25 protein-coding genes and 5 pseudogenes are annotated in these 24,125 nt (G+C 37.4%); 12 read left to right on the top strand and 18 right to left on the bottom strand.

Going from position 1 to position 24,125, the window contains the following annotated elements:
• The first annotated feature begins 70 nt into the window (after nt 1–70).
• The 11 genes and pseudogenes from ACLKMH_RS16655 to ACLKMH_RS16705 all read left to right on the top strand — a co-directional run bounded on the left by ACLKMH_RS16655 (nt 71) and on the right by ACLKMH_RS16705 (nt 7,337).
• Nucleotides 71–1,105, top strand: a complete 1,035-nt coding sequence (locus ACLKMH_RS16655) for an AMP-binding protein (RefSeq protein ID WP_413699148.1) — start codon at nt 71–73, stop codon at nt 1,103–1,105.
• 4 nt (nt 1,106–1,109) lie between these two features.
• Entirely contained in the window at nt 1,110–1,826 is a 717-nt protein-coding gene (locus tag ACLKMH_RS16660) for an AMP-binding protein (protein WP_413699149.1), read from the top strand.
• Between the two features lie 157 nt (nt 1,827–1,983).
• Nucleotides 1,984–2,705: pseudogene (locus tag ACLKMH_RS16665) on the top strand (acetyl-CoA C-acyltransferase); the annotation flags it as partial.
• Nucleotides 2,706–2,753: 48 nt separating this feature from the next.
• Nucleotides 2,754–3,005 carry a hypothetical protein gene (locus tag ACLKMH_RS16670; protein WP_413702376.1) on the top strand — a complete coding sequence of 84 codons (252 nt, stop codon included), beginning with the start codon at nt 2,754–2,756 and terminating at the stop codon, nt 3,003–3,005.
• Nucleotides 2,935–3,210 (top strand): hypothetical protein, encoded by a 276-nt coding sequence (locus ACLKMH_RS16675; RefSeq protein ID WP_413699150.1) that lies wholly within the window; start codon nt 2,935–2,937, stop codon nt 3,208–3,210. The genes ACLKMH_RS16670 and ACLKMH_RS16675 overlap by 71 nt, the downstream gene beginning before the upstream one ends.
• A 35-nt stretch (nt 3,211–3,245) precedes the next feature.
• Nucleotides 3,246–3,971 (top strand): enoyl-CoA hydratase-related protein, encoded by a 726-nt coding sequence (locus tag ACLKMH_RS16680; protein WP_413699151.1) that lies wholly within the window; start codon nt 3,246–3,248, stop codon nt 3,969–3,971.
• A 254-nt stretch (nt 3,972–4,225) separates the two neighbouring features.
• Nucleotides 4,226–4,810, top strand: a complete 585-nt coding sequence (locus ACLKMH_RS16685) for a 3-hydroxyacyl-CoA dehydrogenase family protein (protein ID WP_413699152.1) — start codon at nt 4,226–4,228, stop codon at nt 4,808–4,810.
• A complete protein-coding gene (locus tag ACLKMH_RS16690; protein WP_413699153.1) occupies nt 4,779–5,804 on the top strand; it encodes a 3-hydroxyacyl-CoA dehydrogenase family protein in 1,026 nt (341 codons plus the stop codon). Before ACLKMH_RS16685 ends, ACLKMH_RS16690 begins: the two co-directional genes overlap by 32 nt.
• A 2-nt stretch (nt 5,805–5,806) precedes the next feature.
• A pseudogene (locus ACLKMH_RS16695) lies at nt 5,807–5,911 on the top strand (hypothetical protein); the annotation flags it as partial.
• A gap of 6 nt (nt 5,912–5,917) precedes the next feature.
• The gene (locus ACLKMH_RS16700) at nt 5,918–6,400 is read left to right on the top strand and encodes an acyl-CoA dehydrogenase family protein (protein WP_413702377.1); all 483 of its coding nucleotides are present in this window, start codon (nt 5,918–5,920) and stop codon (nt 6,398–6,400) included.
• A complete protein-coding gene (locus ACLKMH_RS16705) occupies nt 6,393–7,337 on the top strand; it encodes an acyl-CoA dehydrogenase family protein (protein WP_413699154.1) in 945 nt (314 codons plus the stop codon). Before ACLKMH_RS16700 ends, ACLKMH_RS16705 begins: the two co-directional genes overlap by 8 nt.
• A gap of 410 nt (nt 7,338–7,747) precedes the next feature.
• Here the strand turns inward: ACLKMH_RS16705 and ACLKMH_RS16710 are convergent, their stop codons facing one another.
• The 16 genes and pseudogenes from ACLKMH_RS16710 to cobA all read right to left on the bottom strand — a co-directional run bounded on the left by ACLKMH_RS16710 (nt 7,748) and on the right by cobA (nt 18,771).
• Nucleotides 7,748–8,287, bottom strand: a complete 540-nt coding sequence (locus ACLKMH_RS16710; RefSeq protein ID WP_413699155.1) for a CZB domain-containing protein — start codon at nt 8,285–8,287, stop codon at nt 7,748–7,750.
• Nucleotides 8,250–8,564, bottom strand: a complete 315-nt coding sequence (locus ACLKMH_RS16715) for a methyl-accepting chemotaxis protein (protein ID WP_413699156.1) — start codon at nt 8,562–8,564, stop codon at nt 8,250–8,252. The genes ACLKMH_RS16710 and ACLKMH_RS16715 overlap by 38 nt, the downstream gene beginning before the upstream one ends.
• Entirely contained in the window at nt 8,500–8,865 is a 366-nt protein-coding gene (locus ACLKMH_RS16720) for a methyl-accepting chemotaxis protein (protein ID WP_413699157.1), read from the bottom strand. The genes ACLKMH_RS16715 and ACLKMH_RS16720 overlap by 65 nt, the downstream gene beginning before the upstream one ends.
• 19 nt (nt 8,866–8,884) lie before the next feature.
• On the bottom strand, nt 8,885–9,379 hold the full coding sequence (locus tag ACLKMH_RS16725) for a HAMP domain-containing protein (RefSeq protein WP_413699158.1): 495 nt from the start codon (nt 9,377–9,379) through the stop codon (nt 8,885–8,887).
• Nucleotides 9,380–9,398: 19 nt separating this feature from the next.
• Nucleotides 9,399–9,815 carry a PAS domain-containing protein gene (locus ACLKMH_RS16730; protein ID WP_413699159.1) on the bottom strand — a complete coding sequence of 139 codons (417 nt, stop codon included), beginning with the start codon at nt 9,813–9,815 and terminating at the stop codon, nt 9,399–9,401.
• A gap of 146 nt (nt 9,816–9,961) precedes the next feature.
• A complete protein-coding gene (locus tag ACLKMH_RS16735) occupies nt 9,962–10,087 on the bottom strand; it encodes a hypothetical protein (RefSeq protein ID WP_413699160.1) in 126 nt (41 codons plus the stop codon).
• Nucleotides 10,071–11,066, bottom strand: coding sequence for an isocitrate/isopropylmalate family dehydrogenase (locus ACLKMH_RS16740; RefSeq protein ID WP_413699161.1), 996 nt, complete (start codon nt 11,064–11,066; stop codon nt 10,071–10,073). Before ACLKMH_RS16740 ends, ACLKMH_RS16735 begins: the two co-directional genes overlap by 17 nt.
• A gap of 232 nt (nt 11,067–11,298) precedes the next feature.
• Nucleotides 11,299–11,718 (bottom strand): protein kinase domain-containing protein, encoded by a 420-nt coding sequence (locus ACLKMH_RS16745; RefSeq protein ID WP_413702378.1) that lies wholly within the window; start codon nt 11,716–11,718, stop codon nt 11,299–11,301.
• A 4-nt stretch (nt 11,719–11,722) separates the two neighbouring features.
• Complete coding sequence (locus ACLKMH_RS16750) at nt 11,723–12,397, bottom strand: serine/threonine protein kinase (protein ID WP_413699162.1); 675 nt, start codon at nt 12,395–12,397, stop codon at nt 11,723–11,725.
• Nucleotides 12,398–12,465: 68 nt separating this feature from the next.
• Nucleotides 12,466–12,912, bottom strand: coding sequence for a PP2C family protein-serine/threonine phosphatase (locus tag ACLKMH_RS16755; protein WP_413702379.1), 447 nt, complete (start codon nt 12,910–12,912; stop codon nt 12,466–12,468).
• Nucleotides 12,807–13,055, bottom strand: a complete 249-nt coding sequence (locus ACLKMH_RS16760) for a hypothetical protein (protein WP_413699163.1) — start codon at nt 13,053–13,055, stop codon at nt 12,807–12,809. The genes ACLKMH_RS16755 and ACLKMH_RS16760 overlap by 106 nt, the downstream gene beginning before the upstream one ends.
• A 341-nt stretch (nt 13,056–13,396) precedes the next feature.
• Nucleotides 13,397–14,830: pseudogene (locus tag ACLKMH_RS16765) on the bottom strand (NarK family nitrate/nitrite MFS transporter).
• Nucleotides 14,831–14,953: 123 nt separating this feature from the next.
• Nucleotides 14,954–15,301 carry a nitrite reductase small subunit NirD gene (gene nirD, locus ACLKMH_RS16770; protein WP_413699164.1) on the bottom strand — a complete coding sequence of 116 codons (348 nt, stop codon included), beginning with the start codon at nt 15,299–15,301 and terminating at the stop codon, nt 14,954–14,956.
• 13 nt (nt 15,302–15,314) lie between these two features.
• Nucleotides 15,315–17,842, bottom strand: a pseudogene (gene nirB, locus ACLKMH_RS16775) (nitrite reductase large subunit NirB).
• Nucleotides 17,843–17,891: 49 nt separating this feature from the next.
• Nucleotides 17,892–18,101, bottom strand: a complete 210-nt coding sequence (locus ACLKMH_RS16780) for a hypothetical protein (RefSeq protein ID WP_413699165.1) — start codon at nt 18,099–18,101, stop codon at nt 17,892–17,894.
• Nucleotides 18,082–18,771, bottom strand: coding sequence for a uroporphyrinogen-III C-methyltransferase (cobA, locus tag ACLKMH_RS16785; RefSeq protein ID WP_413699166.1), 690 nt, complete (start codon nt 18,769–18,771; stop codon nt 18,082–18,084). The genes ACLKMH_RS16780 and cobA overlap by 20 nt, the downstream gene beginning before the upstream one ends.
• A 467-nt stretch (nt 18,772–19,238) precedes the next feature.
• Here cobA and ACLKMH_RS16790 point away from each other — a divergent pair, with 467 nt between their 5' ends.
• Nucleotides 19,239–21,947 (top strand): molybdopterin-dependent oxidoreductase, encoded by a 2,709-nt coding sequence (locus tag ACLKMH_RS16790; RefSeq protein WP_413699167.1) that lies wholly within the window; start codon nt 19,239–19,241, stop codon nt 21,945–21,947.
• A gap of 65 nt (nt 21,948–22,012) precedes the next feature.
• On the opposite strand, the pseudogene ACLKMH_RS16795 reads toward ACLKMH_RS16790, so the two are convergent.
• Nucleotides 22,013–22,769: pseudogene (locus tag ACLKMH_RS16795) on the bottom strand (Nif3-like dinuclear metal center hexameric protein).
• A gap of 50 nt (nt 22,770–22,819) precedes the next feature.
• Nucleotides 22,820–23,980: a phosphate regulon sensor histidine kinase PhoR gene (gene phoR / locus ACLKMH_RS16800; protein WP_413699168.1), complete on the bottom strand. Its 1,161-nt coding sequence runs from the start codon at nt 23,978–23,980 to the stop codon at nt 22,820–22,822.
• Between the last annotated feature and the right edge of the window lie 145 nt (nt 23,981–24,125).

Here is a 24,125-nt window from a genome sequence, read left to right on the forward strand (position 1 = left end):
AATCAAATCAACCACAAACTAAGCACTTAGTCTATATTGCAATAAAAGGGTTAAACGCTTAAGGATTATTATGCCAAACTACACAACTATCCCAGAAATGATCCAACACGTAGTGAATACCTATACAAATTCAGGTGCCTTAAACTATAAATATCGTGGTCAATGGAAATCATTATCTAGCGAAAAATTTAATGAAACGATCCGCAGGTTAGCCTTAGGCTTACGTGCTTTAGGCGTAAAACAAAACGAAGGATTTGCAATCATTTCATCCCCGTCACCCCAGTGGCTGATGGTTGATATTGCGATAATGCTTAATCGCGCTATTTCCGTCCCCATGTTTGCTAATGTATCCAGCAAACACTTTCATTTCCAAAAGCAAGATAGTGATATTAATTATATTTTCATTAATGATGTGAACCAATTTGATGACAATATTGCCGATGCCTTAGAAGATTTTAAACAGGTGATTTCCTTAGAGAGTAACTATTCTAAAAGCAACGGATTAAGCTTTCAGGCATTGCTTGAGTTGGGCGACCAGCTATCAAAACAGGAACCGCAATTATTTGCCACTATGCGTGAACAAGTACTTCCCGAAGATATTGCTACAATAATATATACAAGTGGTTCAACAGGCTCCCCTAAAGGTGTTGAGATAAGCCATAAAAACCTAATTTCACAAATCAAAGCGACACAGCAACGCTTTCCGTTAGATCCTCGTAAAGATAAAATTCTCACTTGTTTACCACTGGCCCATGTATTTGAACGTATGGTGAGTTATTTTTATATTTCTACAGGCACGCCTCTGTTTTTTGCCGATGATATTAAAAAAGTGGGCGACTTATTACGTGAAATCAGACCCACGGCTATAACCTTAGTACCGCGTTTATTAGAGAAAGTGTATGCAAAAATGTACAGTCGCATTGACGAGCAAACGCCTTTAAAGCAAAAATTAATGAGTCATGCTTTTGAGCGTGCTATTAATAAAGTACCAGCATCAAACACACTACTCGATAAACTCTACGATAAGCTTATATACAGTAAATTAAGAGCGTACCATGGGCGGAAATTTACAAAAATTGATTCTTGGAGGTTCAGCTTTGAGTGAGAGCATGGAGAATTTCTTCACGAATATTGGTTTTAATCTATATCAAGGTTACGGTTTAACGGAAAGTTCTCCTGTGATTGCAGTCAATTACCCGGGTAATGTACGTTATCGATCTGTAGGTAAAATTTTTCCTGGTGTTGAAGTTAAAATTGCCAGTGATAATGAAATACTTGCTAAAGGCCCCAATATTATGATCGGGTATCATAATAATAAACAAGCAACCGATGAAGTCATTAATGAAGATGGTTGGTTGCATACTGGTGATTTAGGAAGCTTAGATGCAGATGGTTATCTGACCATCACCGGACGTAAAAAAGAAGTGTTCAAAACCTCTAATGGTAAATACGTTAGTCCAGTACCTATTGAGCAAAAGCTATGTAAATCACCACTTATTGATATGGTCGCTATCATTGGTGAAAACCATCGTTTTGTCACCTGCTTACTTTTCCCAGACTATGAAAATTTAGATACTCTGCGTGAACATCGAGGTTATGGTGATATGAGTAATAGTGAATTCTTAAATTCCAATGAAGTGTATTTAGAAGTTAAAGCAACCGTGGATGCAGTAAATAGCCACCTAAGCTCCTGGGAAACCATCAAAAAATATAAATTAGTAAAGCACCCTATCACTATTGAAACAGGTGAATTAACACCAACAATGAAACTACGTCGTCATGTCGTAGAGGAAAAATTTAAACATATTATCGATGAATTTTATTAAATCAGTTCCACTTTCAGCCTTCGTATGAAACGCGGGCATAGATTTATACCCACCGGCCTTTATCTTTAAGGTTGAAAGGTATTAGGAGAGGATCATGAAACAACGATTAGCGATTGTAGAAGGAATTCGTAGCCCATTTTGTAAAGCCGGCAGTGAAATGGCGCATATTGCACCTGATGATTTAGGTGCAGTGATTGTTAAGGAATTACTGGCCAAAACAGATATAAATAAAAATCTTATCGATGAGCTCATCATGGGTAATGTTGGTAACCCTTCCAATGCCTGTAATATTGCACGTGTTATCGCATTAAAAGCCAGCTTACCTGAACACCTTACCGCTTATACTGTGCATCGAAATTGTGCATCTGGTATGCAGTCTATTACCTCTGGTTATGAAAAATTGCTCGCTGGTTCAGGTGAGATAGTTATTGCTGGTGGCACAGAAAGTATGAGCCAATACCCGCTTAAATTTAGCCCCAAAATGACTCAACTGTTTACTGATTTAATGAAAGCCAAAACGGTAACTCAAAAATTAAAAACTCTTTCTCAGTTTAGACCTGCTTATCTTAAACCTATTATTTCAATTCTTGAGGGATTAACGGATCCTATTTGTGGTTTAAACATGGGCCAAACAGCCGAGGTTTTAGCCCGTGAATTTGCAATCACTCGTAAAGAGCAGGATAATTTTGCTTTAAATTCTCACCTCAAGGCGACTACAGCGCAACAACAGGGCTTTTTCGAAAAAGAAATTCATCCGATACTTTTGCCACCTGATTACCATAAAGCACAATTAACTGACAATTCTATTCGAGCAGACCAGCAAATAGAAAAACTCGCTAAATTAAAACCTTTTTTGACCCGATCACAGGCACAATAACAGTTGCAAATGCATGCCCTATTACGGATGGTGCAGGCGCAGTTTTAATTATGTTAGAAAGCAAAGCAAAAGCATTAGGATATCAGCCACTAGGATATTTAAAGGATTATGCCTATGCAGGTCTAGGACCGGATCGAATGGGTTTAGGACCTGTTTATGCCACCAGCAAATTGTTAGACAAGGCATCAATGCAAATAACAGACTTTGATCTTATTGAGCTCAACGAAGCCTTTGCGTACCCAAGTACTTGCCAACCAATGCGCCTTTTCGTCAGATCTGTTTGCACAAACCTACCTGAATAAATCTCATGCACTAGGCGAAATTAAAACTGATTGCTTAAATATCAACGGCGGTGCAATTGCTATTGGTCATCCCGTTGGCGCAACAGGAACACGTTTAGTGATTACTATGCTAAACGCCCTACGTAAAGAAAATAAAAACAGTGGTTTAGTGACGCTTTGTATCGGTGGCGGTCAAGGCGCGACGTTCGCATTAGAAGTCGAATAATTAAACCTCAAAATAAAGAATCAGGAGCGGATCTAATGAATTTTACATTGTCTATGACTGAAACGGGTGTTGCCACCCTTCTTTTTGATTTTGAAAATGAAAAAATCAACAAGCTCGATGGTAACAGCCTTATCGAACTTAAAAATCACTTAACTGCGCTAGCTGACAATCCACAAGTTCGAATACTGGTATTTGAAAGTGCTAAATCAGGTATTTTTATTGCAGGAGCTGATATCAATGAAATAAAAGATATCAGAACAAAACAAGAAGCCTATGAAAAAGCACAGTTTGGACAGCAGATCCTAGATCAAATATCAAAACTGCCCTTTCTAACCTTAGCTGTTATTAACGGCGCCTGCGTAGGAGGAGGGTGTGAACTGGCTCTTGCCTGCCAATTTCGTATCATCAGTGATGATAAAAAAGCATTAATTGGTTTACCCGAAGTAAACCTGGGTATTATTCCGGGTTTTGGTGGCTGTGTTCGTTTACCAAGATTAATTGGCCTTCAAAATGCGTTAAAATTAATTTTGCCAGGTAAACTTATCAATGCAAAAAAGGCGTTGAAATGTCACCTTGTAGATGCGATTTATAATCACAAACAGGCACGAGCTTTTATCGATGAATTCATTGACTCTCTATTAACTTTACCTAGCTTTGAACAACAAATTTTTCAAAAGCGTCAACTCTCTTTTCAACAAAAAGCATTGCAGAATAATCGCCTTGGTCAAAAAATTATTTTTAAAAAACCTATCAGCAATTAATCGCTAAAACCAAGGGCCATTACCCTGCTCCTCTTAAAGCTTTAGAGGTAATTGAATCGAGTATTAACGTACCAATTAAAGAAGCACTTACGATCGAGTTAGAAGGTTTTTCCGAGGTCGCGATCACAGACATAAGCAAAAATCTGATCCAATTATTTTTTACTCAAGAAGCTCTGAAAAAAGAAACTGGCGTAGAAGACAATACCGCTACCCCTTTAACTATAGATAATAGTGCAGTATTAGGTGCGGGAGTGATGGGAGGAGGTATCGCATGGCTATTTTCTAATAAAGATATTAATGTTCGCCTCAAAGATATTGAGTGGGAAGCTGTTGCTAAAGGGTATCAAACTGCTAATAATTATTATCTACAATTAAAAAATATTAGAAAGATAAATTCTAATGCTATCCGCTATAAAATGAATCATATTGCAGGTTGTGTTAACTATCAGGGATTCAAGCAAATAGATTTTGTTATTGAAGCCGTGGTCGAAAATATTAAGGTTAAACAAACAGTATTACAGGAAGTTGAAGCACAGTTAACTGAACAGGCAATATTAGCTTCGAATACATCGAGCCTTTCCATAACAGAAATGGCAATTGGATTAAAACGCCCTGAAAATATGATTGGCATGCACTTTTTTAATCCCGTAAACCGCATGCCCTTAGTGGAAATCATACCTAGTATTCACACTAGCCAAGAAACAATAGCAACAACAGTTGCACTCACTAAAAAACTAGGTAAAACCCCCATTGTTGTTGCTGACTGTGCCGGTTTTCTGGTTAATCGGATCCTGATTTCAATGCTCAATGAAGCAGACTTTAATCTTACAGGAAGGTAGCAGTGTTCTTGAAATAGATGAAAGTATTGAACAATTTGGATTGCCAATGGGCCCCTTTGTACTTGCTGACGAAGTAGGTATCGATATTGGGTTTCATGTCGCTACCATACTAGAAAAGGCCTATGGAGAAAGAATGAAGGTCGCGGGTATTTTTTATCAAATGTTCACAGAAGAAAAATTACTGGGAAAAAAATCAGGCGCAGGTTTTTATCAACATTCTCCTAAATCAGCTCGTCGATATAATAAAAATATCGACACTATTTTGACCTTTTATCGTTCTGAAAATGAAATTGATGTACAAATTTTCACTGCACAGCAAATCGTTGATCGTTGTATTCTTATTATGGTAAATGAAGCAACACGTTGTTTACAAGAAGGAATCGTTAAAAATCCAGCTTATCTCGATATGGCAATGATAATGGGAACTGGCTTTCCTGCTTTTCAAGGTGGTTTATTAAAGTATGCAGACAACCAAGGTTTAACAAACATTTGCACTAAATTATCGCAACTAGCTAAACAATACGGACAACGTTTTCAACCTACAACCTTATTATTAGATAAAGCCCAAGCACAGCAAACATTTTATGAGGGAGAGAAAATGACTAAACAAACACAACCGTCTCATGAACCTGATCATAAACAATCTAATAAAGACAATATCACAGTGATTGATACCTCTAAAATGAATGCCGATAAAGTCGCCTCTATTAATTTGACTGAAGTCGCCCGTGATAGCCATCTACATCAAACCGGTTTTGCAGGTCAATTATTTATGGGCACTTGTCAAATGGATGCTATTTTTCCTTTTCCCACACAAAGTTCCGACGAACAAAAGGTAGGTGATGAGCTAGTTGCCAAGGTGTGCGATTTTTTAGTTAAGCATCTGGATGCTGAACAGGTTGATGCCACACAAACAATTCCAGACTCTGTCATTCAAGGTTTAATCGAAATGGGACTGTTTGCTATGAAAGTCCCAAAAAATATAACGGCCTAGGTTTATCGCAGGTAAATTATAACCGCGTAATGATGGCTGTATCGGCGCATTGTGGTGCGACTGCGGTATTGCTCAGTGCTCACCAATCTATTGGTGTACCACAACCCTTAAAAATGTTTGGCACAGAACAACAAAAAAATAAATATCTGCCACAATTTAGAGCAGGAAAAATATCCGCTTTTGCTTTAACGGAACCTGAAGTGGGCTCAGATCCTGCAAAAATGGAAACCACAGCAACACTCACCGATGATGGTAAACATTATTTACTCAATGGCATAAAACTATGGTGCACTAATGGTTTAATTGCCGATGTGTTAGTGGTGATGGCACAAACACCAGTAAAAATAGGTGAAGGAAAATCAGTCAAACAAATAACCGCATTTATTGTTGAAAAAACCATGCCCGGTATTGAAGTTGTGCATCGTTGTGATTTTATGGGTATTCGTGGTATTCAAAATGGATTACTCAAATTTACCAACGTCAAAGTGCCTATTGAAAATATTATTCTTGGTGAAGGTAAAGGCTTAAAATTAGCATTAGCAACTTTAAATACCGGTCGTTTAACCTTACCCGCAAGCGACCACTGGTATGGGTAAATATTGCTTAGCAGTAGCAAGGGATTGGGGTAATGAACGCGTGCAATGGGGAATGCCGATTGGTAAACATGAAGCAGGCGCTAAAAAAATTGCCTTTATTGCATCAAGCACCTTTGCAATGGAAGCCGTTACCTATTTGACATCACATATGGCAGACGATGAAAATAACGATTTACGTATTGAGGTCGCCATGGCCAAACTGTTCTGTTCAGAGCTTGCCTGGGAAGTCGTTGATACAACCATGCAACTGCGAGGTGGCAGAGGATATGAAAAAGCATCATCTTTAAAAGCGCGAGGCGAGAAACCCTACCCTATTGAAAGATTGATGCGAGACTGTCGTATTAATCGGATTATCGAAGGTACAACGGATATCATGAAGTTATTTCTTGCGCGGGAAGCGATGGATCCACATTTAAAAGTGGCAACTGATTTACTCAAGAAAAATATTCCCGTTGGTCAAAAAATACAAGCTGGTGTGAAATTAGCGAGTTTTTATAGTACTTGGTACCCCACTCAATGGATAAACAGCTCTTTATGGTCAACCAATAATGAATTTGGAAAGCTCTCTAAGCATCTTTCCTACATTGAAAGCAGTGCACATAAATTAGCAAGAACTATTTTTCACTATATCGGTTTATACCAAGACAGGTTGGAGCGTAAACAGCATATATTAGGCTTGCTTATGGAAGTAGGTACAGAGCTATTTACGATGGCCGTTACCTGTTCCTATGCGAAATCAAAACTCGATGCACAACCCAATGATCTCACACCACAGTATCTCGCCGATGTATTTTGCTTAAACCGAAAACGTAAAATAGAAAGGCTGTTCGACACATTATCCAATAACGATGATGTGAAAGAAAATAAGTTGGCTAAAAGTGTTTTAAATGGTGATGTCGAATGGCTTGAAAAAGGAATTGCTTGGGTTGGTTATTAGATCTATACCCGTTACCAATCGAGATGCTTTGTTCAGTCGCTAGCTCGGACTGCAAGACAAGGCGCAACATGATGACCTATCGAGCGATTAACTACGTTAATCCTCTGCCGGTAGATGTAAAAACAAGTATTTACATCTTAAATGGCTAGCCCTTATCGAATGTTGCAACGCAGAATTGCTTTTCGAGCTAGCGACCCGCAGGGCAAGTTTTGAGGCAAGTATCTTCGTTGTTAAAAAGTTTTGATTTAACTAGTTAGATCTTCAACTTTCTGCCTAGAAGCTACTCACCTCACAACTTGCTGAACTTTGCATCTTGAATGGTAACGGGTATATTAGCACATTGTGATAAGAAAATGAGCGTTATTACTTGAGTAGTAACAATGCTCATTTTAATAACAAACCATTAATTTTTAACTAACACTCTTTTTGGTCTGGTCTATTAATTTCACAATTGTATCCGATAAAGGCTCAATTTCTTTATAAAGCAATTCCGCACCTTGCATATCACCCTGCTCAGTTTTGAGCACTATACTTTTTATTGTTGAGTGCAATTTTTCATGAGGTACTTCAATTTCTTTAAATGAAGTTATGTTGTTGTATTCTTTTATACCTTCCCCGTAATACCATTGGCCTAATTTACAATCTCGATGGGAACAAGCTTGCTCTTTTGTTAATACACTTTTATCGCCATCTAAGTATGTTCTTAGACGAGTCTTCCATGCTAAATGGGCTTGTTTAGCACCATCAAAATCGAAATCACTTGCACTAACACCAGTATTAATTGTATTTAATTGATTTTGTAACCCTTGAGCCATTTCAGTTAATCTAAAGGCACTTTGTTGTAAGGCATCGGCTTCACTTGTTGCATTGCTCGATTGATCGCTAATATAGATAACATTTTGGTTCATTTCTTCAGAGACAATCTTTTGTTGCTTCGGTAGCGGACGCAATGTGTGAGTTCATTTGATTTATTCCCTCAATAGCAATACTAATATTATTAAAGCTAACTCTTGAGGTTTCAACGCCACTCAGCGCACTGCCAACCTGGTCGATATTTGTTTCCATAGCCGACACCGCACTATTGATTCCTGAGTGCAAATTACTCACCATTGTTTGAATTTCATTTGTTGCCTCTTGAGTACGCGAGGCTAATGAGCGAACTTCATCGGCAACAACAGCAAATCCTCGTCCTTGCTCTCCGGCTCTTGCGGCTTCTATGGCAAGCATTCAGTGCTAATAAATTGGTTTGATCTGCAATCGAACTAATTGTTTCGGTGATAGTACTAATTTGGCTACTATCCATTGCTAATTTATCAATTACTTTAGCTGTTTCAGTCACATCATTAGTTAATTTTGTCATCGCTTGATGTGCAATATTAACAACATCAGCACCATCACGTGCAGTATTATCAGCAGTTGTAGCTTCCTGCGATGCACTCAAGGCATTGTCCGAGACTTCACCTACTGATGCCAACATTTCTGTCATTGCACTTGCAACTAAATTTGTTTCATCCATTTGTTGTTTCATGCTTTTTTGCAAGTTAAAACTACCACTCGATACTGTGTCCGCAGTAAGCAACAACATCTTGGGCTGTTTCCATAAATTGCCCAAAAATGGTTTTGAAGCGAGCCTGTAACAGCTTTAATGCCATAGAGATCCGCCCCATTTCATCATTACTGTTACTTTCAATATCGGCAGTCAAATCACCACTAGCAAGTTGCCTTATTTGTTGTTTTAAAGTAACTAAAGGGGTAATTAATTTATATCGAGACAACCACCAAGTTGCCAAAAGGATTAAAGGCAGAAATCCGCTAATAATATAAATATAAAGGTGGGTTGATTGTAATTGATAAATGTGATTTTGTAGAAATTGTTGGTGTTCTTGAGTATTAGGTAATTTTTCTAATTGTGATATCTCATTAAGTAAAGCACTTACCGTTTGGTTAGAGTCGTAAACTATTAACGAAAAAGATAAAACAAACATTAAAAAAGCAAGAACATAAAGCGCGTTAATTTTTTTACAATGGATATATCCCGCCAATGTATTTTACGGCTAATTTTTAAACTCTTATCTCGTCGCATTTTACTATAAAGCAACTCTGCTTTTTTATCTGTTTAGCGGAAGGTTTACTGCGAATAGACTGATAGCCAACCTTAACACCATCCTTTATAATTGGCATAACAAAAGCATCTACCCAGTAATACCCGCCATCTTTACAGCGATTTTTTACTATTCCACGCCACTCTTTGCCTGATTTAACGGTTGACCATAAATCTAAAAAGGCGACTTCTGGCATATCCGGATGTCTTACAATATGATGATTTTGCCCTATTAACTCTTCACTACTAAACCCACTTATTTCAATAAAGTCTTTATTAACATATTCTATTACACCATTTAAATCTGTCGTAGAAACAAGATTTGAACCCTCTTTAAAGGTTTTTTGATTATTATTAACTGGTTGATTATTCTTCATATTTATCCCAAAAAGTGAAACAGAACTGTCACAAAGTATAGGTAGCGATACTCATTTGGGCAAGAAAATACTAAAGTTTAGAAAGATAGGAATAAAAAACCACGTTATAAAACGTGGTTTCAAATTATTAGATAAGTAATATTTAATTACACAGGCATTTTAGCTAATTTTTCACATACTAAATCACCAAATTCAGCAGTGCTTACTAAATTCGCTTCACCTTCTTTAGAAAGGTCTGATGTTGAGAAACCATCTTCAAATACGCCTTGCATAGCGATCCCAAAGGTTTTTAGCTTCTTTTTCCATACCAAAGCTCATTTCTAACATTAATGCTACTGAACCAATCATTGAGTATGGGTTTGCAATACCTTTACCTGCGATGTCTGGCGCTGAACCATGAGAAGGTTCATAGTAAGATTTTTCAGGACCTTTACAAGCAGAAGGCATAAGACCTAAAGAACCTAAGATACCGCCACCTTGGTCACTTAAAATATCACCAAACATGTTTTCCATTACCATTACGTCAAACATAGTTGGTTTTAGACATAAATAAGTCGCACATGCATCAACAAGAATATTGATAACTTCAACTTCAGGGAAGTTAGCTTTTTCTTCTTCTACAATGGCATTCCATAAAACACTTGATTTTAATACGTTTGATTTATGGATGTTGTGCATTACTTTTTTACGTTTCATTGAAACTTCAAAACCAACACGTACGATTTGACGGATTTGGTCTTCATCGTATTCAAGTACTTCACGAACGAAGCGACGACCCTGTTCATCAACGCCAGTTTCTTTTTCACCAAAGTATAAACCACCAACCAATTCACGAATTAACATGATATCGATACCTTCACCAACTACAGATGCTTTAAGTGGTGAAAAATTTGCTAAACCTTTTGGAAGGTAAACAGGACGGAAGTTTGCATAAGTATTGTAACGACGACGTAAAGGTAATAACGCACCACGTTCAGGTTGTTCATCAACGGGGATTTTTTGAGAATCTTCATGATTCAGGCCAATTGTCCCCTTAAGGATAGCATCAGCTTTATCACAGGCGGCTTTAGTTTCATCAGGAAACGCTTTACCAGTTTCAAAATAAGCCACAGCTCCGAACAACACGTCGTTTAGTTCAAAGTTTACATCTGCGTTACGCCGCTCAACTAATTTTAATACTTTAACTGCTTCTTTCATTACTTCCGGGCCGATACCGTCACCCGCTAATAATGCGATGTTATATGTGGTCATTTTATTTCCCTAAATGATAAATATAGATAGTGTTTATACCCATTATCATGATGTTGTGCCTTGCCTTACTGTCTGAGCTAGCGATTGAATAAAGCATCATGATTGGTAACGGGTATAAGGGTGCATGCATAATAAGGAAAAGTGCTCCAATTTTCAATTGAAGCACTCTTTTTTTGCTTTAGATGGGTATTTATGCAGTTTTAATGAATGTTTAACAACGGATAATAACTTTTTATTGCCTAGCTATTAAAAGAAATGATTCGATTAAAACGATAATAAATAGAATAGAAGATAAAGATTTCCAAAATTTAACAGGATGACGCTCTATTAATGGGGGTTTATTAAGTGTTACTTCAGCTCTTGGCGTTGCACGTTGTAACTCAATCACAAACTCACTCATTGAAGTGTAACGTTTTTCAACTGAAGTATTGGTTGCTTTCATTAATACCTGATTAAGGTGTTTAGGTATTTCCGAGCGGAACTGTTGAATATCCCGATACTGCCATTGTGTATTAACCGCCTTTTGTAAAGACTGTTGGTTGTTCTCCTGGTAAGGTAAACCACCAGAAAGCAACTCATAGGTGATCACACCAATCGAGAAAAGGTCTGATAAGAATGAGGTTTCCCCGGTATATAAATATTCTGGCGCGATATAATCAGTCTGCGCCTAAAGGTACCTCTTCAATCAATTTAGAAATTTCATCTAAACCACTGATTTTAACAGTACCAAAATCAATCAATGTAATGTGATTATTATGACTAATAATAATGTTTTCAGGTTTCAAGTCTCGATGAACCATAGCGGAACGTTGTAATACACGCACGGCATCAACTACTTTTTTGATGATGCTAATAGCTTTTTCAAAGGAAGGTTGTGGGTTTTCATGCATCCACTGACGTAATGTAATACCATCAACATATTCACAAATATGATACAAAAAAGGTGATTTTTCAATACGAGGTTGAATCGCCATAATACTAGGGTGCTTAAGTCGTTGGCCAACCCATTGCTCTTTATAAAAACCATCTAGATAAGCACTGTCATCTACAAAATTCAAAGATGGCATTTTTAATACAACACGCCGTTTACTGGCCTTTTCTGTTGCTAAATAAATATGGCTTCGCGCACCTTGATGTAAGATTTTATCGACTTTAAAACCATCGATTTCATTGCCCACTTGCATTGCAGGTGGGATCACTAATTTACTTAAATTTTGAAAAATATCATTGATATCAGAGTTTGGTAACTCCCCTACTTTTAATATCAAGCAACTTAAATTATCACTACTACCGTGATTATAGGCATCATCACAAATAGTTTTAGAAAGCACTTCTAGGGTTTTGCTAGTTACTTCAATTTGTTCATGGCAAGCAAGGTGTTTAGCGAGTGTTTTATTGTCTAAGGTATCGTGTATACCATCAGTGGATAATAAAAAATGTCTCCCTGTTGTAATGACACACTTCGGTAGTCAATATCAACATGACAATCCATACCTAAAGCACGGATCAATACATTATTATTACCATGAGTAACACGAGAATGATCTTTGGTGAGCTGTGTTAATACGCCTTCACGGTAGCGATAAATTCGACTATCACCCACATGGAAAATGTGTGCCGTAGTCGATTTAAAAATAATGCTACTAAAGGTAGTAATTAACCCGTTATGGCGAGCATCCCCTTTACTGTGGTGATATAACCAAGCATTTAAGGAACTTAATACTTTACCAGCAGATTTTTTCACATCCCAACTTTCATTAGTACTGTAATAATCATCCATAAATTGGGTAACACTGGTTTGACTTGCTTGTTGGGCATTGTTGCTACAACTGACACCATCAGCAATACAAGCAACAACACCTTTGAACTTTTTTCTGAATATGAGTTGGGTTGTTTTACAGCAAAAGCATCTTGATTTAATTCACGTTTACCTGCCGTTGAAACGCCCCCTATTGCAAGATCTAACTTTGCTTGTACTTCTTTACTCATATTCAGAATTTTCCACTTATTTTTTTATATATTTACTCAATACTTATCAAATTAAGAAGTTTTAGTAAATATGGTTGTAAATGCTCTGGACTAAGCTATTTAGGCTTAGTTCAAGGCGGAAAAGCGCAGTTTAGTTTCTTAAATACTTCGTACGTCCACTACTTCGCCCTACGGGCCATCCTTCGGATGTTCAAATTCATTCCCGATGAATTTGTGAGCATTTTCCAACGACGACAAATATGTCAGGAACATATTCGAATAGCTTTAGCTAGTCGCGAAGCGATGAAGTACACGGATGTACTTCATAAATAGGCTTAAATAGCGACGTCCTGAGTAATTACCTAGTGGCTACCCACATCAATCATTGTAACAGTTCCATCTTCGTTTACTTCAGCGATTTTACCCTTTGGCTCAGCCATAAACAATAAAGTAACTAAACCACCAAAGGCAGTTAAAGCAATCACATAGAAGAAGGTTTGGTAATCAACAAAAGATAGGATAGTAAGATAAACTACCGCACCAACGTTACCATAAGCGCCTGTCATACCTGCAATTTGTCCTGTCATACGACGTTTGATTAATGGAACAGTTGCAAACACAGCTCCTTCACCTGCTTGTACGAAGAAAGAACATAACATAGCAACGACCTACTGCTAACCATAATGCCCAATGACCAGTAATTTGCGCCATCAATAAATAACCTAATGCTAAACCAGCAGTCAGAATAATTAATGTTGATTTACGACCAAAGCGATCAGATAACCAACCACCACCTGGACGAGAAACTAGGTTCATAAAGGCATAAGCAGAAGCTACCATACCCGCCACAACAGGTGTTAATTCAAAGGTTTCTAAAAAGAACAGAGGTAACATAGATACCACAGCTAATTCAGAACCAAAGGTTGCAAAATAAAGCACATTTAATACGGCAACTTGCTTAAATTTATAGCGATGAATTTCTTCTACTGGTGTTGTGAAAATGCTTTTATTGACTTTCCAAACCTGTGACCATTCGTATAAATAAAGTAGCACTAAAAACGCATAAATAATATAACAGACTTCATTAGATAACATGTTGATATTAGTTGGAGATAATTTCCAAGCTAATAAAGCTAATGCGGCATACATTGGCACCTTCATGATAAGTAGTAAAAAGAAATCTCCCTTAGAAGTGACTTCCATTGCGGTTAAATTAGCCGGTTTAAAATAAGTAGAACCTTTAGGTGTATCACTAACATTTTTATAAAAGATAACCGCAAAAGTTAAACTTAATAAACCTGTTACAACCATGGCATAACGCCATCCTTCTTCACCACCAAATAACAAAGCGATAGTTGGAAGCGTAAAGGCGTGCGTACTGCACTACCAAAGTTACCCCATCCACCGTAAATGCCTTCCGCGGTGCCGAGTTCATTATGAGGGAACCATTCGGAAACAAGACGAATACCAATAACAAAACCCGCACCAATAAAACCTAATGCAAAGCGTGAAATAGCGACTTCTAAAAAGGTATCGGAAAAAGCAAAGGTAAAACAAGGAATAGAACAGAAAAACAGTAACGCAGAATAAACGATGCGTGGCCCATATTTATCCGTTAACGAGCCAATGATAACTCGGGCAGGAATAGTAATAGCAACATTCAAAATAAGTAGCGTTTTGATTTCTTCGGTAGTTAAACCTAATGTTTCTTTTACAGACTGCAATAAAGGAGCAAAGTTAAACCAAACCGCAAAAGTAATAAAAAATGCCATCCAGCTTAAATGTAGTGTTTTCATTTTTCCTTGAAAAGAAAAAATATTAAATGAATTTGTACTCAAAATAATTCCAATTTTTAATAGTTGTTTACACAAATGCCCTGTAAAACAGGGCATTTTTCGTTTAATAAAACATGATCGTTACTAGCTTGCTTCTTTTAACTGCACGCCATCATTTTCGATGCGAACCGCAAAAGTTTTTATTTTGTGCTCTGGAGAATCTAAACATTCCCCGGTTAGCAAATCAAAACGTTGTTTATACAAAGGCGATGCCACATAAACAATATCTTTTGTTGAACCGATTAAGCCACGAGATAACACATTTGCTTGTCCAAATGGGTCGTAATTTGCTATCGCATAAACATTATTGCTTTGTTTGCATAAAAAGATTGCCACTTGTTGCTCATTAAACAGGGCACAAGTACCTGCATTTGGTGTTAAGTCCGTAACAGAACAGATATCAGTCCAATCGTTATTTACTGTTTTTTCCATGATTTTGTTCCTTCTATACTAATTCAATGATTTCAATTTCTTCTTTGTCGACAGGGAAACGCTGTCCTCTTTCAACTTTAAAGGTGATTCCTGAATCAGATTCGTTACTATTTATAAAATGTTTGAAACGTTTTAATTTTTCAGGGTTTTCAACGGTGGTTTTCCATTCACATTGATAATTTTCAATGTTACTTTCCATTTCTGCTTCTAATTCAGCATTAATATTTAATGAATCATTAATAATCACATCTCTAAGATAATCGATCCCCCTTCTAAATTCTCCATCCAAACCGATGTACGTTGTAAACGATCTGCCGTACGGATATAGAACATATAAATGCGATCAATATAAGTGCGTAACAGTTCATCACTCAAATCAGAGGCAAATAAATCACCATGACGAGGACGCATACCACCGTTACCACCAAAGTAAAGGTTCCAACCGCTATCTGTTGCAATTAAGCCAAAGTCTTTACCCTGTGCCTCTGCACACTCACGGGTACAACCAGACACACCAAATTTAACTTTATGAGGAGAACGTAAACCTTTGTAACGATTTTCAAGTTCTATCGCAAAACCAATACTATTTTTAACACCGTAACGACACCAAGTGCTACCTACACAAGCCTTAACTGTACGTAATGATTTACCATATGCATGACCAGTTTCAAAACCAGCATCAACTAATTTTTTCCAAATAGCTGGCAATTCATGTAGTTGTGCACCAAATAAATCAACACGCGCACCACCGGTAATTTTGGTATATAGGTTAAATTCTTTAGCTACTTCACCAAGTACAATCAAACCTTCTGGTTTAATTTCACCGCCAGGAATACGTGGTACAACGGAATAAGTACCATCTTTTTGCATGTTACCCAAGTAGTTATCATTAGTATCCTGTAGACCAACATGTTCATCTTCAAGTACATAATCATTCCAGAAAGAAGCGAGAATACTACCCACAGCTGGTTTACAAATTTCACAACCAATACCACTACCGTATTCAGCTAACAACGCTGAAAATGTTTTGATTTTTTTAACACGCACAATGTCAGCTAACTCTTGACGAGAATAGGCAAAATGCTCACAAATATCTTTGTTCACTTCAAAACCAAGACTCGCTAATTCGCTGTCTAAAACCTGTTTTGCTAAGGGTGCACAACCACCACAACCTGTTGCCGCTTTAGTGGCTGTTTTCAAATCACCCATGCTACAACAACCGGCGACTACAGCATCTTTGATATCACCTTTTGAAACATCGAAACATGAACAAATAGCGACGGTATCAGGTAATGCGTCAACACCAAGTCCAGCAGAAGCATCTTCTCCACCGCTTGGTAGAATCAATGTGCTAGGATTGCCAGGTAAATCCATGTCGTTCAATTTTAATTGTAATAATGAACCGTAGGCTTCTACGTCACCTACCAATACTGCGCCAACCAATTTTTTACCATCTTCAGAAACGATAAGACGTTTATAAACCTGTTCAATTTCATCATTATAAGTGTATGACTGAGCACCAGGTGTTCTACCATGCACTTCACCAATACTAGCAACATCCACACCTAATAATTTTAATTTGGTACTCATATCAGCACCAGTAAACGCAAGATCTGAACCACCTTTAAGGTGTGCGACTAATACTTTCGCCATTTGGTAACCAGGGGCAACAAGACCAAAAATAAAGTTTTCCCACAACGCACATTCACCAATAGCAAACACATCTTCAACACTGGTTTGACAGTAATTATCAATGACAATACCACCACGCTCGCCGATTTTAATACCAGAAGAACGTGCTAGTTCATCCTGAGGGCGAATACCTGCAGAAAAAATAATCGTATCTGTTTCTAAAGAAGACCCATCAGCAAAATTCATTTTATAGCGACATGTATCACCAGCAACGATTTCAGTCGTGGCTTTATCGGTATGAACATTTACACCAAGCTCTTCTATTTTTCTGCGTAATAAAGCACCACCACCTTCATCTAATTGTACAGCCATAAGACGAGGCGCAAATTCAACAATATGCGTTTCAAGACCTAAATTAACTAATGCATTACCTGCTTCTAGCCCAAGTAGTCCACCACCAATAACAACACCTACTTTACTTGTTTTGCCTGATTCAGTGATATCTTCTAAATCATCAATGGTACGATAAACATGGCAGTGTTCTTGGTCATTACCAGGAATAGGAGGTACAAAAGGAAATGATCCCGTTGCTAACACTAATTTGTCATAGCTTTCTTTGCGTCCACTTGCAGTGATTACTTGCTTGTTAGCAAAATCTAAATCAACGACTTTATCGTTAAGAACAAATTTGATGCCATTTTCTTGATAATAGTTAGCATCTGTTAAGGCTAAATCATCCGCACTTTTACCAGAGAAAAAGTAGCTGAGCTGAACTCGGTCGTAGGCCAGTCTTGATTCTTCAGAGAAGGTGATCACTTCATAGTTACTGTCTTCATCATTAATAATATTATCAATGAATTTGTGACCTACCATGCCATTACCAACTACAATAATGCGTTGTTTGCTCATAATTATTAATTCCTATCTATATTATGTTACTTTGGTTATTTAGTTCGTTTTATGCAGAAAGTTGATTAATGACACTATCAACACTGTTTTGGGATGTAACCCACTGCAATTGCTTGGAAAGTGAAACCACTTCTCCAACCATAATTAACGAAGGGGATTTCATTTGGTGCTTGGTGACTAAGGAAGCAAGTTGCTTAATCGACCCTGTAATGACTCTTTGATCTGGACAACATCCTTTTTCAATGATCGCGATTGGCATAGATGGATCCATTCCAGCGACTGACAAGTTGGCTTTCAATCATGCTTGCTTTACTCAAACCCATATAAAAAACTAAGGTATGTTTAAGTTTTGCTAAACATTCCCACTGAATATCAAGTTCCTTTTCGCCGTGTGCTGTGACAAAGGTACATCCCTGAGCTAAACCACGATGTGTTAGTGGGATACCAGCATAACTACTACAACCAGCGCTGACTGTAATGCCAGGAACAATTTGCACATTAATGCCTTGTTCTTTAAGAAGAAGCATTTCTTCACCACCACGACCGAACACAAAGGCATCACCACCTTTTAAGCGACATACACTTAAACCCTGTTGAGCTTTTTCAATTAAAAGCTGATTGATTTCAGATTGACTATAACTGTGAGCGCCTTTCATTTTGCCAACGTACAAACATTCTGAGTTAACAGGAAATAATTCACGAATTTCTTGGCTTACTAAGTTATCAAAAACAATAACATCTGCTTTTTGAATCACTTTTAATGCTTTAAGTGTCAGTAAGTCAGGATCACCTGGCCCTGCTCCAACTAAAAACACTTCACCCAGTGAGTTATTGAGTTTATTAATTGAAGTAATATTATTAGCACTTAAATTACTCTTGTTGGCTCTTTTAGTAAGTTGTGCACTAGTAGTTATATTTTGTAAATTCATGACGACCTTAAATCAAAGAAAACAATATTCAAGCGTGAGACTAATTGCCTGTTATTATTTGAAACTGTTATTACCCCTGATTATTGCAATGACAATGCCACTTTATTTAACATTATAAAAAACGATGACAAAATCGCCATTTAGGAATATAAAATCAATAAGTTACAATTAAAAATAATTTTCGTCACTTGTTACCAAAATTTAACAAGCAACTAAAATTTAACATTTATGTAACATAGCAGTGCACCATCGCACCAAGATAGCGCAAAAAAAGGCACATTTTCAGCTTTATTATTACCCCGATAGAACAATTAAATTACAAAAGAGAATGAATGCAACACACTGATTTTTATAAGCATTAAGAAATCTGGAAATTTATTATTAGCATTAGTGCCAACTTGGTGCGTTCTTTGCTGTTAGGTAGTTATGTTATAATTGTTAAATCTATAGATGGCGAGAGAGTGCAAATGAGTAAAGCAAAGAGTTTGTGGACAAAAACAACCTGCGCATATTGTGGCGTTGGTTGTGGCGTTGAAGCAAAAGTAAATGCACAGGGTACATTAGATATTCGTGGAGACGATGATCATCCTGCAAATTACGGGCATTTGTGCTCAAAGGGTTACGCTTTAGGGCAAACCGTCAGTCATGAAGGACGACTATTAAAACCAAGCATTAATGGCGTCGAAAGTGATTGGCCTACTGCACTAGAACATGTTGCCACTCAGTTTTCTGATATTATTAAAGAGCATGGCCCTGATTCAGTCGCTATCTATGCATCTGGACAATTGTTAACTGAAGATTATTACCTTGCTAATAAGCTAATGAAAGGCTTTATCGGTAGCGGTAATATTGATACCAATTCAAGATTATGTATGTCATCTAGTGTTGCAGGTCATAAACGTGCCTTTGGTAGTGATACTGTTCCAGTATGTTATGAAGATATCGAAAACGCTGAAATGGTGGTGATCACCGGATCCAACTTTGCCTGGTGCCATCCGGTTTTATTTCAACGACTAAAAACAATTAAACAACAACGTCCAGAGCTATTTATTGTTGTCATTGACCCTCGCAAAACGGATACAGCTTCAATTGCAGATTTGCATTTAGCTATTCATCCAGAAACGGATATTGCACTTTTTAATGGTTTATTTGCCTACCTTGCTAAACATAAAAAAATTAATCAGCAATATGTAACAGATTTTTGTGATGGCTTTGAAGTCGCAATAAGCAGTGCAAACAACCAATTTACTTCCCACCAGCAGTTAGCTGAAGTCCTGTCTATTAGTCAAACAGATCTAGAAACTTTTTACGAAAAATTTTCACAAATAGAAAAAGTACTAACGATATACTCGCAGGGAGTTAACCAATCTTCTCAGGGAACCGATAAAGTAAACAGTATTATTAATTGTCATTTAGCAACTGGCCGTATTGGTAAACCAGGGATGGGCCCCTTCTCAATTACAGGTCAACCCAATGCAATGGGCGGGCGTGAAGTTGGTGGCCTTTCTAATACACTAGCCGCGCATATGGAATTTGGGAATGAAAAAGATCATCAATTAATTAGTGATTTTTGGCAAACCGATCACTTAGCGGCTAAGCCAGGGCTTAAAGCCGTTGATCTTTTTGATGCAATTGATCAGGGTAAGGTAAAAGCCATTTGGATAATGGCAACAAATCCTGTAGTGAGTATACCTAATAGTACCAAAACCATTGTCGCACTGAAAAAATGCCCTTTAGTCGTTGTTTCTGATTGTATTAAAGATACAGCAACAACCCAATTAGCGAATGTATTATTACCAGCTCAAGGCTGGAGTGAAAAATCAGGTACTGTGACCAATTCAGAACGCCGAATCTCTCGTCAACGTAAACTATTAGCCAGCCCAGGTGAAGCCAAGGCAGATTGGTGGATCATTGCAGAAGTAGGTAAACGCATGGGTTTCAAACATGCTTTCACTTTTCAACATGAAGGAGAAGTGTTTGCTGAATTTGCTAAAATGACTACCTTAGGAAATGAAGATGGCTTAGCGCGAGATCTGAATTTAATAGGTTTAACCACATTAGATGCAAAAGGCTATAGTCGATTATCACCACAGCAATGGCCTGTTACTAGTTTGCAAGAAACCATTGTCCATCAGCGTATGTTCTCCGATAATCGCTTTTTTACCGCTAATAATAGAGCACAATTTATTCCAGTAAGTATGAAACAATCACTGACTGATTGTTCTTCAAAATATCCATTCAACTTAAACAGTGGACGCGTGCGCGACCATTGGCATACTATGAGTCGAACCGGACTTTCTAGCCGTTTAAGTGCGCATATCAGCGAACCTTTTATCACTATTAATGCAGATAATGCAAAGGAAACAGGTTTATCCGATGGTGATTTAGCGACTGTAAGTAGTTTACAGGGAGCGGTTTTAGTTCGTGTCTCTATCTCGCCTAATGTTAAAAATGGTCAAGTGTTTATTCCTATCCACTGGAATACAAAAACAGCGAGTAATGCGAGTGTTTGTTCTTTAATAACCCACTCAATATTCGATCAAACCTCTGGTCAACCCGCTTTTAAATCAACGCCTGTCAATATTAAAAAGTGGCACTATGACAGTGAAGCCATGTTTTTAAGTCGTGAAATATTAGAGCTTAATGAATTTGATTATTGGGTAAAACAAACAGTAGAGAATGGTTACCTGTATCGTATTGCAGATGCTAGTTCGCCGGAACTATTAAGTCAGAAGTTAAAGTCTTTAATTAGCAATGCTGACTATCAAACAATTGCGCGACCACTTAATAGAACCATTGATTATAGTGATCAAGATAAAACCTTAATTCGTTATGCCTGTATTAACCAACAGAAAGTAACTGGTGCTTTTATTGTCTCGACCCACTTACAAAACCAATCTCTAGATTGGTTAGAAAATATTCTTTCAATGCCATTAGATACGAGTATTGAGCGCACACTTATTTCTGGGCATGTTGAAGGTAAACTGGCAGAGGGGAAAATTATCTGTGCCTGTAAACAGGTTGGTAAAATTACCCTTAACGATGCAATTGAAGGGACTGAAAATTGTACCCTAGAGCAAATCTGTCAACAGACAGGTGCAGGAACTGGTTGTGGAAGCTGTATACCCGAAGTATCAGAGCTGATCAGTTATGCAGAAATTAAAGAGCTGAGTTAAGTTTCCGATAGCAACCAATTATTTTTAGCAGGATAAATTATCCTGCTAAAAATTAGCTTATTAAACTAAACTGGATTATCAATATCAATAAAAGTAACATCAAGCTTTAATTCATCCATTAGCCACTCCCCTAACGCTTTAGCACCATAGCGTTCAGTTGCATGATGCCCTGCGACGAAAATAATGAATACCCATTTCACGAGCTATATGTGTGGTTCGTTCAGAAATTTCACCACTGATAAAAGCATCTATGCCCTGCTCCGCGACAATAGTAATGTAATCTTGACCACCTCCTGTACACCAAGCAATCGTTTTAATTTCTGCTTTACCACCGTCAATGTGCAAAGGAGCTCGATTTAAGACCTTTTGAATACGTTCAGATAAAAGATCAGGGCTAATCGCTTGCTCAAATTTACCGACTCTACCAACACTGCGTTTATCCCAAGGCTCAAGCGGACGTCTATCGGTAATTTCTAATAATTTAGCTAACTGTGCGTTATTACCAAATTCAGGGTGAACATCGAGGGGTAAATGATAAGCGTATAAGTTAATGCCATTTTCAATTAATGCTTTTATACGTTTATATTTCATCCCGGTTATTTCCTGTTTTTCGCCTTTCCAGAAAAAACCATGGTGAACTAGTATTGCATCTGCCTGTTGTTTGATTGCTTCATCAATTAAGGCCTGATTGGCTGTTACACCGGTAATAATTTTGTTAACTTCCTCTCGCCCTTCTATTTGTAAACCATTTGGGCAATAGTCTTTAAATTGATGGATTTCTAGAAATTGGTCTAATTTGTTGGCAAGTTTTATATTTTTCATGAGTGCTCATAATAAAAGTTAATCATTATGAGCTATTGTAACGGAATGAATTAAAGCAGGTAACTATTTGGGATAATAAATGAGAATTGACTACCCTCACCTAAGTTACTTTCTATATTTAACTCACTATCATAATGACTCAGAGCATGTTTAACGATCGCTAGACCTAACCCTGAACCACCAGTATCACGAGAGCGTGATGCATCAACACGATAAAATCGTTCCGTTAAATGTAAAATATGTTCTGGAGCAATGCCGTCTCCATTATCCATCACGCAAAAATATGCGCCGGCATTAGATCTGCGCCAGATTACTTTAACTGCGCCTCCATTTGGCGTGTAATTAACTGCGTTATAAACAAGGTTAGCCATTGCACTACGCAATTGCATTTCATCACCTAATAACGTCAATCCTTCTTCAATTGCAAATTTAATGTGTAATTGCTTTTTCTGTCCTAAAGCTTGAGCTTCATTTTCAATTTGTTTTAACAAAGCGGGAGCATTTACTTCATCTTCAAGATCAATGCTAGGCGCACCCTCGATTTTAGACAAAGTCATTAATTGGTCGACTAATGAACACATGCGTGTTGTTTGTTCATCCAACACTGTAATAGCCTTTTGTTGACGGGTGCCCTCTTGACTTTGCATACCTAAAATTTCGATATAGCCTTGTAACACGGTTAATGGGGTTCGCGACTCATGGGAGACATTAGCAACAAACTGACGACGTTGTTCATCTAATTGGCGGTAGGAAGTGACATCTCGAACAATAAGAATACGTTGGTTTTTCGCATAGGGCATAACACGAAATTCCAAAATTTTATCTAGATTAATAGGGGAAGGGAGATCTAAGGGTTGATCATAATCTTGACTTTTAAGGTGTTCGAAAAATAATGGATTACGAATTAAATTGGTAATATTTTCACCAGAATCATCTGGCCACTTAAAACCAAGTTGGAACTGCGCTAAGCGATTACACCAAATAATATCGCCTCGTTTATGGAAGACAACAACCGCATCTGGTAAAGCTTCAGAGCCTTCTCGAAAACGACTAATTACAGAAGCCAGTTTTTTACGTCTTTTACGATTTCGCTGTTGTAGATTATGAATGCCAACGAAAACATGCTCCCACTCAGATTTTCCAGCAGGTGAGACTGTGCTTTTACTATTCCATAACCAGTTGTTAAGTTTTTTAAATAATAATAATGCCAAACAATATGAGCAAAAAAGTTATTAATAATAACGTGTCTAAAAAATTAAATAGCGTTCCAAAAATAATAACGGGTATGTATACAACTAATACTCCCGATATCATCGTTTTCCATGAATATATTTTCAAATTAATAGTCTTCTATTA

The sequence above is a fragment of the Psychromonas sp. KJ10-10 genome, from assembly GCF_047323245.1.
Classification (GTDB): domain Bacteria; phylum Pseudomonadota; class Gammaproteobacteria; order Enterobacterales; family Psychromonadaceae; genus Psychromonas.